We start from the raw sequence: 12,808 nt of genomic DNA, 5'->3' as shown, positions 1-12,808 counted from the left end.
CTCCGGGTACCCCTACGGAGCTAACTCATTTTCTTAACGCACTTCGAATCCTGACAAAAACCGTAGAAATATAGGCCATCGTTTCATCCACGTGAAGTTCAGCTGGAGGTGATCGTATACTTAATACTCCGTAATCTATGTGCTAAAAATCATTCCTATGGTAAAACCTCTCCTACAATGAACAAAACGTTTATAGCCTTATCCACACTCCTAAAGAAACCTAATTTGCTTTGCTTCCTATGCCATCCGGAGGTCATCTTCAAAATTTTTAGGGCTAGAAACTACGGATAAAACCGTAGTTATACATTTGCTTGCCGAGAGAAATAGTAGATTGCCTGCGGCGTAGATTTTGTTTTTAGAGTTGAATTCAGAAGGTTTATCGCCAAAGCTAGTGGCGATGATCCGTGGTTATTTTTTTCTTTGTCACTTTTTGCTTGATCATCCACGATAGCCATCGGGATAACCAAAAAATCAAGGCTGATATTTCTTCTTCAAATTGGGACGGGATTGCTCCAATACAATAATTTACTTTCAATTTGATTTTTGTCCGGCTTCTACGCGCTAAAAATGAGTGGATCTTCTCCGGGTACCCCTACGGAGCTAACTCATTTTCTTAACGCACTTCGAATCCTGACAAAAACCGTAGAAATATAGGCCATCGTTTCATCCACGTGAAGTTCAGCTGGAGGTGATTGTATACTTATTACTCCGTAGTTTATACGCTAAAAATCATTCCTATGGTAAAACATCTCCTACAATGAACAAAACGTTTATAGCCTTATCCACACTCATAAAGAAACCTAATTTGCTTTGCTCCCTATGCCATCCGGCGAAGCTAGTCTACGCCTAAGCAAATCCTCCTGCCGGAGGCAAAAAACAATCAAGAGGCAATCTACGCGAAGTATCTACCCCGAATCTACTCTACCAATTCCGGATGCTCCTTTTCCAAGCGCTCGTAGATTTTCTTTACGTCTTGGGCTTTTTCTTTTTGGAGGACGAGGATGGCGTCTGATGTTTGGATCAGGAGGGTGTCTTGGAGTCCGAGGAATTCCGTGTGGATCTTGGTGCCGATCACCATGTTCCCAAATTCATCGGGCTCTTGTCCCTGCTTGATGAGATAGTCGTAGATGGATTCGAAAGAACCCATGTCTGACCAATGGAAATTGGAGGGAACCACTTTGATTTTCTTGGTCTTTTCCATCACGGCATAATCCACGGAAATGGATGGAATCTGCATGGATTGATCGAAATCCAAAAAGCCTTCTTTTCGGGAATCAAATGCCGCTTTGGAATTTTGATAAAGAAGGGGTTCAAAGGATTTCAGTTCGGCTAGGAATGTTCCGGCCTGAAAACAAAACATTCCTGAATTCCAGAGGAAATTGCCTTTGGCGAGGAATTTTTCGGCTGTATCCAAATTTGGCTTTTCCCGGAAACCCTTTACTTCTTCTCCATCTGCCTCGATGTAGCCAAAACCTGTTTCGGGTTTGGTGGGCTGCAACCCAAAGGTGACGACAAAACCTTCTTTGGCCAATGCGATGGCCCTTTGGACATTGACACCGTATTGGTCCACTCCCTCGATCAAATGATCGGAAGGCGTCACGAACAAGACGTCATTTGGATCGCATTCGAAAGCCGCAAAGGCGATTGCTGCTGCCGTATTCCTGGGACAGGCTTCGATGATTTCCGAGTAATGGGTTTCACCAATCTCACGCAAATCTTTGCGGGACAATTCATAGTTGTCCTTACTGCCGACCACCACAATGGCATCCGAAAAAGATTTGTTGCGCAAAACTGTTTTCTGAAAAAGCGTTTGTCCTTCAAAAATGGGAAGGTACTGCTTGGGTCTGCTTTTCCTTGAAAGTGGCCATAGCCTGGAGCCGACACCGCCGGAAAGAATTACGTTGATGATTTTCAAATTAAAGTGTTTTATGGTAAAAGTAGAAGGGGAAATGTAAAGGGTAGAGAATGGGTAGAAGCCTGCGGCATAGATTGCGCTACGCGCGTAGATTTCGTGTATTTTAAGCTTTTATGATTTGATTTGGTTTGGCAGATTTCTAAGGGGAAGCCCATTTAACCAGTTTTATGCCATCTCAATTCTTTTCCGGCCTGAAATTGCTTCATAATCAGTCGTTTGTTTCCTTTTTTGGACTTTACCCTATTGGACTATAAATGACTATCTAAATAATTTGATTTTTCAGTCGCTACAGCCCTAGTTGGAAGCCTATTGCATATTACGGGTTGAAGCCAGATTAAAATCTGGTATCGAATGCTTCTTCAAAAAACGGTCCATTCGGATTTTCACAGCTTCGCCCTTTCGGTCCCATTTAGAGGGCCTTCAGCAAGTGGGATTTCCGGATCAACAAGGGAAGGTAACCCCTTAAAGATTTTGTTGATGGATCAAAATTAATCCAAATGGCTTTTTTTGACGCACCAAACAACCAGAATATTCTGGGTTTAGGGAAAGATCTCCACAATCAATCGCGCTCAAAGATAACAGCTGCGTATTTTATTTACCCACTCCAGATCCTATTTTTTGAATAATTAAAGAATCGATCAGGAATTCAACAGGTGGGATTAAGCGTGTTGCACTCGAAATGATCGATTGTTTCCGCCCTCCTTCCGCTGGAAACTGACGTCCCGCGGAGATTTCAAGCCCTGTCAAGCATGCCCCAATACCAAGCTGAAATTGATTCATGATCCGTATTTGTTTGCTGTATTCGACTTTCCCCCTATCGGTACCAGGCCGAGTGCTCCAGATAGGCTGATTTTCTTGCTGGTTCAAGCCCATTAGAAAATGGAGTGCATATTTCGGGCAATAATTTCTTCAATCAATCTTTTTTTTCAAGACCTCCCAAAGCGAAGCAAAGGTGGTGCTGTCGTGAATCACGAGAATATGGGTGTGGACAAATTTTTCAATAAGGCAGCATTCATTCTCCCCATTATGCCCCAGGATTTGGTTGGACCCCCAGTTTTTTGTTTTTGAAAAGGTCTCGGCTCCCATTGCTTCCAAAGTGAAAGCACTTTGGACATCTGAATGATACTCCCTACCAAATTCATATTTTTTGTGCCAGACGGCCAGTGGTTTTTCGTCATACCACAATTTATATACCGTAGTGGGTCGATTGTCCACTTTTTTGACATACCTATTGATTTTCAGAGGCAAACCCAATACCTTAACTTTCGCCGAAAGTTTGAGGTGCATCTTCTGGTCTTCCTTCCAGAAAGCATTGCCAAGCGAAAGTGCGCCTTTGTAAGGGAAACACGCATTCTCCGGCACGCCAATAAGCTTATAATTTAGTTCGGCAAACAGGGGGACAGGATAGAAAAAATCAGAGATATGGCTGTATTCGTAATCAATCATCCAACCATCTTTCATCAGACTTTTGGATTTTTTACCATTCAGAATTAAGCGAAGCATATTGATAAAACTCATAAGTATAAATAAAAATTAGTCAAAAGAAAGCAGGGGTTTAAGCCTGCAAGAAGTATAAAATTTAAGGCAAGCCTGATGTCCGACCAATGGGTAAAAATTATCCCATCATGGTGTAGCCGTTGATAAAAGAACTTAAATAGTTTTTTTTGGGAAAAAGCTTTTTTGGGCATTATCAACAGGAAAAATGCTGATAATGCGTCAAATATACCTCTTTAAATTTTATACAATACTGCTTTTTCATAAAAAAAGCCCTCTCCAGATAGAGAGGGCTTTGGGGAATTTTCAATGCCTTGATGTGGAGGAATTTACACCAAATCAAAAGGATCAAGACAATTTACTTCTTTTTAATGCACGCTTCCACCAAGGGAGTTGGACTTCATCATGGTAGCCATAAGATCCACCATAGCCGTAACCGTATCCATAACCATACCCATAACCCCGATCGATATGAACGTCATTTAAGATGCCATACATTTTGGAAACGCCTCCTTTTTCAACCAGGTTGTTCAGGATTTGCAAATTGGCTTTTTGGGAATAGCCCTGACGGAAAACGAAGAAATTCACATCCGAATAGGCAAAAAGTTCTTTGGTTTCCGAGACCAAGCCCACGGGTGGACAATCCAATATGACCACATCGTAATGCTCCTTTATCTCTTTCATGATTACAGCGAATTTGTCCTGAAGCAAAAGCTCTGCGGGATTTGGTGGAATCGGACCGGAAAGGATGATGTCCAGGTTGTCATACCCTGATGGTTTGACCACTTGTTGCCAAGGCATATCCGTGCTCAGGCAGGTACTCATCCCCTTGTCATTGACGGTATTGAAGTCCTGTGCAATTTTGGGTTTTCTCAAATCCAATCCGATCAAAAGGGTCTTCTTTCCCATCAGGGAATAGACAGATGCCATGTTGATGGAGATAAATGTTTTTCCTTCACCCGAAATGGTAGAGGTAAACAAAAGCGTCAGTTGTTTTTTGGGACTCAAATAAGACATGTCTGCCCTGAGATTCCGGAAAGCCTCGGTGACCGAAGACCTTGGATTGTTCAAGACCGGTTTGGGATCTTCGGCATTGTTTCTCCCGATCATTCCAATCAGGGGAACCTTGATCTGATTTTCCAAATCTTTGGGATCCTCGATCTTGGTGTTGAGGAAATCCTTGATCGTAATAAAGCCTATCGGCAGGACCATCCCCAAGATCAAACCGATCAAGAGGTTCAGTGTTCTTTTGGGGGCAACAGGTACTGACCCCGCTTTGGCAAAATCCAACACGGAATTTTTAGGCATATTGGAGGCCTTGGTGATTTCGGCCTCTGCCCGCTTTTGAAGCAGGTAGATGTAAATATTTTCATTGATGGCGAACTGCCTTTGGATGCCCAACAACTTTCTTTCCGTTTCCGGCAAAGCATTGATTTCCTTTTCGATGATCGCTACCCTTCTTTTCAAATCTACGAGCAAATTGTTGGTGTTTTGGATTGCAGAACTGACATTTTCCTGCAGCGCCTTTTTCGTATTCTGGATCTTGCTTCTCACCTCCCGCACCACCGGGGTTTGATCTGAAAAATTGGCCGTCAAACGCACCCTCTCTGCCTGCAATTCACTGAGATTCGCCACCAGTGCATTGAGCAAAGGATCCGTAACTCCGGTGAGAGAAGGTGCGATCAATCCGTCCAATTGATCGTTTTTGAGGTAAGCAAGGAGTGTATTGTAGTATTTGAGGGAGATTTCGGATTGGGATTTTTCCTTTTCCAGTTCCTGCAACCTGTCGAAGACTTGCGAACCTTCCTCACTCAGGTTGAAAATCCGGTTTTCTGAACGGTAGGTTTGAAGCCTGTTTTCGAAAAAGGTGAGTGAATCCGTGATCCCGGACAGTTGCTGCTCTATAAATCGGATGGTACTCTCAGAAGACCGGTTTTTTTCTTTCAATTCCCTTTCCAGGTAAACGTCCATCAATTTGTTGATGTAATCTTCTCCCAATCTTCTGATGGGCGTCTCCAAAGTCAAGGTAAGGATGGAAGCCTGTTTGTTGATCGGGGTAATGTTGATCTGGTTCTTGAAAGACAGTGCCAGCGAGGGGACATCCCGAAGGGTGAAAAAGATTTCCTCGCCTGTCAAGGCAGACGTATTGTTGACCGTAAATTTAAAATTTTCTCCCTGAATGGGTTCTCCAAAGGTATACACTCCTTTGTTCAGCGAATTTTGGGTCAATTGCGTTTTGTAAAAAGGATCCGCAGGATTGAACACTTGAAATTCCTCATCTGCAATGTCCAGTTCAAATTTATTGTCCCCTATCGCTGTCAGTTTGAGCATTCCCCCCACCAATTGGGGATGGTTCCAATCCACGCTGACGTATACGGGTACATTTCCGTAGATCTGGGTGGTTCTTAAAAAACCCTCCTTAAAATAAGACACATTCAGTGTCAATTCATTGATGGCTTCCACCGCAAGGGTGTAGGATTTGAGTATCCCGATTTCGTTGTCGATGTTATTTTTCCCCTGCAAAAGTCCCGAAGATTCAAAAAGGTCCGTTCCCAAGGCAGGCTTATCATCTGCCACCACCACAGTGGCTTCCACTTGGTAGATGGGCGTGGTATACCGGGTGATAAAGAATGCAGCCAAAACCCCAATCAGCATGCAGCCCAGGATCAGGGGCCAAAACTTGAGATAATTGAATAAGAGCACTTTTAAATCAATCTCGTCTTCATTTTCGGGACGAAAAGGAGCGGGATTGGGATTTTGATTGGGGGTATTCATATTTTTTTAACGGGTAATGATATTTAAGACCAAAGCAACTGCGGTAATGGAAGATATGATCAAGGTCAGAGATTGGGCAGCATTTTCACCTGCGCCAACTTCCCTTACCTTCATCGGTTCGGCATAAATCTGATCATTGGGTTGGATAAAGTAAAAAGGAGAACTGATAATGGTTCTATCGTTTAGGTTGAGTCTGTGAACCTTGGTTCCCTCCGGATATTGCCTGATCAACAGGATTTTATCCCTTTGAGCAATGTTGGTCAAATCACCGGCTTGCGCGATGGCTTCAAAAATGGTCATTCTATCCTGGAGAACCACATATTTTCCCGGTCTTCGAAATTCTCCCAAGGTGGAAAATCTAATGCCTCCAAGCTTGACCTTCACATACAATTCAGAGGTTACATACACTCTTAATTTTTCTTCAATTTGAATTCTGGTTTCATCAATGGTCATGTTCATCACGTTGACCGATCCGGTGATCGGGAGCCGAATGTCCCCATTCTTGTCTACTGTGTAACCCGTCATATAATATACATCACCCCCGCCTTGAGCTGCCATTTGCATCCCCCCTGCAGCACCGCCAGAAGGTGCATTGAATCCGTTTTTGACCATGTCCTCGGCAGTTTGGACATTCACATCGATGATGTCATTGTACTGGAGTCTGTATTCCGGGAGATCATAAGTGATCATTTGACCGTCCTCAATTACTTCGTTGTCCTCCAAATTTTGAAGGTAGATGATTCTTTTGTTGGAAACGCAGGAAGAAAAAGAGAAGATAAATAAGGCCAAAGCCAGAAAAGGGAATACTTTTCTCATGTTGAATTGAAATAAATGCAAATGAAGGGTAAATACGAAAACGCAAAATTAGGAAAATATTTTTATTTAAAATAGGTTTTTTTTGGGAAGGATGGCAGGAGCTCCAATAGGTCTGGAGGAGTTAGGAAACCCGAACCCAGATAGCAACAGCAAAGAAAGCGCCTCTTTCTCCATTCTAAGGAAAAAAAAATCCCATTGTTGAATGTTAATGGTCACCAGAATACAGGATTTAAATTTGAACATCCTTTCGAAACATGAAAATATAAACATTTGCTGTCAATCTCAACTTCCTTTTCCTTAATAGAAATCCATAGTTGAAAGCAGGTTTCGGGAATTGGCCAATAGTGGAATTGTAAGCTATCACAAACAGGGTAAAAAAGAGGTGGGGTAAAAAATTGCCATTTAAAATTTCCCACCATGAATTGCACGCGTTAAAAAATTGTCTGAAAAGTTACTTAATCACCCAATTCAAAAGTACACAATGGCCTTGTTATAAAAAATACCCTAAACAGGGTATTTTTTGACCAATTAGAAGATAATATTGCTGGTCATATTGAAATAAATGGAGATTGATATGATTATTCCAATACAAATTGGGGAAAAGTGTTTGGACATATTTTGAAAAAGTCTTCGCAGCAAAAGTCAAAAACAGGCTGTTATCTACCCTAAATACCGGGAATTTGAAGGTTATCTTTTGGATAGGTTTTACCACTCATTCTTAAAAATGGTTTTGAAATTTGGGACTTAGGAAAAAATTATCCCGATCGGGCCAAAAAAAATCATCCAAGATTGGATGATTTTTTGCCCTATGCATTCCATGAGATCTTACTAGAGAATTGATCCAATGGAATTTTTTTATTACCTGATCAGGATGAATACACCTGCCCTTTCGATGGTCTCATTGGTCCGTGTCGTAAAGATCGCTTTATAGACATAATTGCCATTCGGGGTATTCTGCCCGTTCAACTTTCCATCCCAACCTTGATCTTCCAAATTGTCTGTTTCATAGATCAAATCTCCCCAAGTGTTGAAGATGTATAACTTCATGGTGACTATTCCCCTAAACTTGGGTTTGAAGAACTTGTTATTCAAACCATCCGGGGTAAAGGCATTCGGGATTTTAATCAAATAATCGTTGAAGATTTCCAATACCCTTTCGATGACAGATGTACAGCCAAACTGGTCGATGGTGGTCAATCGAATGGTGTATCTTCCAGGCGCATCATAAAAATGAGTTGGGTTTTGTAATGTGCTTGACGTTCCATCCCCGAAATCCCAATTCCATACGATGACATTTCCTTGGGATATGTCCTTGAAGTTGATTTCATCGTCTAACTGCAAATCATAGTCGGTCATCACTTGCCCATCGACCAGGATTTCGTATTGAAAATCTGCAATCAGCTGGATATCGGAAATGATGACTGCTATTCTGTCCATAGGGGTCCAGCAGTTGCTTCCTTTGAAGCTGCTCTGTACCGTATAGCTTCCCGTCCCGGAAACGGTTGCCAAGTCTTCCAATCTTAACCTGTTGCCATTTGGACTCGTCACGATATAGTCAAATACATTTGGATTGAATCCTTCGATAAATTGTGTCAGGTTCACGGTTTGGTTTGGATCACAGACAATGGAAGGATTGGATACCCTGAGGGTTGGAATCGGCCGTACGGTAACATTTACCTCCTTAACTTCAGGAGGGCAGTTGCCAGCTTCTGCCACCATAATATAATAGGTGTAAGGTGCCGGTCTGCTCGGGAGACCTGACATTCTTATTTCCCCATCTGTTGCGATTTGATAGGTTGCCCCAAACTGGTCAGGAGTGCCTACCTCGCTTACCTGACGGGTCATTTCCTTGTCATAAAACCAATCGAAAGTAATCGCTCCATCGGCGGGAACGAGACTTGGACGGATCACCGCAACTTCACCCTCACAGATCAATTGATCATCGGCTAGAATGACTTTTGGCGATTCATCGATCAGGATGGACTGTGCAGGCAAGGTACAACCCAGCGCGTCCGTAATGGTTAGACTGTAAGCCCCTGAACCAAGGTTACTGAAATCCACACTTCCATCGGATGACAAAACGGGTCCGAGAATGACATTTCCGGAGGCATCCAAAAGAGAGATCTGGTATCCCGGCGTTCCTCCATTGATTTGGCCCGTAAGGGTACCATCGGTGGCACCGCAGTTGGCATTGGTTGCCTGGATATTGGAAAGAGACAATTCAGCAGAAGGACCTACAATCACAAATGTTTGCGCCAAATCAGCAATACAGCCTCCTGCATTTTGAGCAGCAATTGTATAATTCCCTGGAGCCAAACCGTTGATCAGGTATCCCGGATAAGATTGGAAAGGACCTCCATTGACACTGTAGGCGACATTGTTTTGACCTGTTCCTTGGGTGATTTGAATCGCACCACCTGTACCGAAGCAGTTTTCATCTGAGGCAATTGCCGTGAATACGGGAGTTGATTCTACCTGAATCAGGACTTCTTTCAAGTCCCCTTCGCAAATATCAGGGCCTGAAACTTTCACCCAAACTTTGTAATCTTTGCCTGTTTGCAAACCGGAAATTGTCAAATCTCCAGCCGCATTGATCTCGAAAAGGATTCCAGAAATTTGTTGCTGATCGGAAAGCTCATTTCCGGCTGTAGGACTGTTCCAATACCAAGTGTAAACTGGATTGGCCGTGGCAGGATTTATTGAAGGTTCAAGGGTAACCGATTCCCCTTCACAAATGATGAATGCATCATCGATCAAGATCTCCGTTGGTCCATCAAGTAATGTAATGTCTCCTGCAAGATCCACCTGACAATCATTTTGATCCCTCAGCTCCACTTCATACACCCCTTCCCCAAGATTGTTGAAGGTGTATTCGGCAGCACTGGTGCTGACCGTTTCCACAACCACTCCATTTTTTATCAGGATCAGGGTATATTCCGGTGTGCCTCCTTTTAGACTTACTTCTATGAATCCATCATTGGTCCCACAAGCACTGTTTTTGGAATCCAACAACTCGATTTCCAAAATCGCAGGATTGGCAAAAGTGAGGGTTTGAGGCAGACTGATACAGCCTTGGCCATTTTTGGCAAGTATGGTGTATGTGCCCGGACCAAAATTCATGGCTTCCAAATCCGTTTGGCTGATGAATGACCCTCCGTCCACACTGTAAGTCAAGTCCAAGGAACCTCCGGAGGTGATTGCTATTTTTCCATTGTCGGCATCAAAACAAGAAATCTCCAATATCCCAAATTCAGGATCCGGGATGGGGACAACCTCAAAACTGATTGGGATTTCCTGTCCGGTACATTCCGCAAAGAAATAATAGGTGTAACTCCCGGCAGGCAAACCCGAAATATCCAAATGAACGGTATTCATTACCTCCCGGATTTCATACGCTACACCATTGATAGCACCGTCTGGCCCGGAAACAATTGGATTGGCTTGATTTGGTCCTTTTGACCAAGTAAATTGGGTACCGGAAGCCCCTTGAACGTTCTGGATCACCGTCAAAGTCATGTCCTCCAAAGCGCAAATGGCCATAGGGACTATTGGTTCAAAGTTAGGTTTCTCCTGCTCCTTGATTTCAAATTCAAAAATCTCTTCGCATCCTTTTTCATCCCTTACAATCAAGTAATAAAGATCAGGGAAAAGATCTTCTGCTCCACTTATCGTTCCCGTAACAACAGTACCTGTGGCAGATCCCTTTCTCCATTCGAAGGTGAAATTTCCCCATCCTCCGGAAATTACGACATTGGAAATGCTTCCATTTGGAAGATCACAGGAAGAAGGGATGAGGATAAAATCGTTATTGATTGAAATCGGCGCTTCAGGAGCTTCAACCAAGATATTTGGGAGGGTCAAAACACATGATGCTTGTCCCCCCAGGTCACGGATATAGACGGTAAAGGTTCCAGATGACAAATTATCAAATAGATTTCCGCTTTGCCAGTTGGCATTGTCTAGACTGAATTCATAAACGCCGCTTCCTCCTGAGAGAGCATCCAGCAGAATGCTGCCATTCGCTTCTCCAAAACAAACCTCATTTGTGACGATGGCCTGAGCCTCGATACCTGGATTAACGATACCTTCGGCAGTGGTCACCAAAGTACAGATTTGTGGATCCGAGAGTTGTAGGTAATAGGTGTAATTTCCATCAAGTAGATTGTATACCGTAAGCTTTCCAGAAACGGGGTCAATTTGATACATCACGCCCGTACCTGTAGGAGCAAAATTGTTCAATATTTCTTGGGTAAGTGTGGCATCCCTGAACCAACGTTTTTGTGGATCCACTCCGCCTGATTGGAAAACAGGGGTGAATTCAATCGGTGTACCTTCGCAGACTTCGGCCTCCATTTTGTCAGCGGTGATCGGAGTCGCTACAATATTGGTCAGTTCAAAATCACCTCCTTCGGTACATCCATTTGCATCCGTGATGGAAATGTCATAAATACCTGGGTTTAAATTTCCGATGACATATCGACCGTTATCCACGGCAAAAGCAAATGCGGACAGAGGCTGACCATTAATTAATATGATATAGGGCGCCTTCCCTCCGGCCACCCTAAATACTACATCCCCATTACTTTCGCCGCAGGTGGGATCCAAGAAAGATATTTCCTCAAATATCAATTCTTCTGGTTGTTTGATTTCCTTGATCTGGACATCAGGGCAAATCGCCCCTATATTTATGGTTTCAATCGTATAGATTCCCGCAGAGAAATCCATAGCTTGAAGAGCGGCCTGCGTCATTTGGGCACCACCATTGACTGTAAACCTCAGGTCAGGACTACCTGCTGACAGCAAAGTGATTTTTCCCGTCTGATCACCAAAACAAAGAATATCTACGACACCAAATTGCGACAAGGGGAATGGATTGACTTTCACCTCGGCTTTGGCAACAATAGGACATATTTGCGCATCCGTTAATTCCAAGTAGAAGGTGAAATCGCCTGCCGCCAAATTGTACACAGACAAGGTTCCAGTTATTGGATCGATTTGGTACATCACACCAGTGCCGGCAAGACTGTAATTGGAGATGATTTCATCCGTAAGATTTTGATCCTTAAACCAACGTTTGGTTGGATTCACCCCGGACTGATTGTCGATAATCGGAACAAAAACCGCTGGACTGCCTTCACAGACTTCATCCTGCGTGTCAGTAGCCGAAATCGGCAATAGATTGGTATTTGCCAAAGTCACGGACTCCATGATTGGACAATCGTTGGCATCCAATATTTTGATTTCATATATGCCCTCGGCAAGGTTTTCTAAGGTGTAGCTATCCCCTACCAGTGTCGGGTTGTAGCTGACGATCGGTTGATTGTTGATCGTGATCGTATATCCTTTGGTTCCTCCTATCAAGCTAAATTCAATGCTTCCATTGTCAGCGCCACAAATTGGATCCACTTTGTTCAATAGTTCAAATTCCAGTAAAGCGGGCTGAGTTATTTCCAGAGTTTGGCTGCTTCCACAATCCGTATCCACGTCCCTGAAGTCGATCACGTAGATACCTGCCGCAAATTCCAGCGCTTCCAGAGCACTTTGGCTCATCGGGGCACCGCCATTGATGCTGTACACGATTTTTGGATCCGCTCCGCTGACCAGCAGGATCTTTCCGGTTTCTTCTCCAAAGCAAAGGATATCTACCTTATCCAAAATCGGATTCGGCACCGCCGTTACCTTTACGTCTGCCCTGGAACTGACCGTACAGATCAAGGGATCCGAAACCTCCAAGTAATAGGTATAGTCCCCGAGGGGTAGGTTGTAAACGGTCAGCTCTCCGGTAGGCTGATCGATTCCGAACATCGA

At 43.5% G+C, this 12,808-nt stretch carries 5 protein-coding genes; all 5 read right to left on the bottom strand.

The window, feature by feature from the left end; all coding sequences use genetic code 11:
- Positions 1–916: 916 nt before the first annotated feature.
- Entirely contained in the window at positions 917–1,915 is a 999-nt protein-coding gene (locus tag Q7J63_RS01430) for a mannose-1-phosphate guanylyltransferase (protein ID WP_304883674.1), read from the bottom strand.
- Between the two features lie 909 nt (positions 1,916–2,824).
- Positions 2,825–3,433, bottom strand: a complete 609-nt coding sequence (locus tag Q7J63_RS01425; protein WP_304883673.1) for a hypothetical protein — start codon at positions 3,431–3,433, stop codon at positions 2,825–2,827.
- Positions 3,434–3,757: 324 nt separating this feature from the next.
- Positions 3,758–6,184, bottom strand: coding sequence for a polysaccharide biosynthesis tyrosine autokinase (locus Q7J63_RS01420; RefSeq protein ID WP_304883672.1), 2,427 nt, complete (start codon positions 6,182–6,184; stop codon positions 3,758–3,760).
- 6 nt (positions 6,185–6,190) lie between these two features.
- Positions 6,191–7,000 carry a polysaccharide biosynthesis/export family protein gene (locus tag Q7J63_RS01415; RefSeq protein ID WP_304883671.1) on the bottom strand — a complete coding sequence of 270 codons (810 nt, stop codon included), beginning with the start codon at positions 6,998–7,000 and terminating at the stop codon, positions 6,191–6,193.
- Between the two features lie 858 nt (positions 7,001–7,858).
- On the bottom strand, positions 7,859–12,808 hold a 4,950-nt coding region (locus Q7J63_RS01410; protein ID WP_304883670.1), incomplete at its 5' end, for a PKD domain-containing protein.

It is taken from the genome of Rhodonellum sp. (assembly GCF_030656585.1).
Lineage (GTDB): Bacteria > Bacteroidota > Bacteroidia > Cytophagales > Cyclobacteriaceae > Rhodonellum > Rhodonellum psychrophilum.
This window is presented reverse-complemented; position numbering and strand designations above follow the sequence as displayed.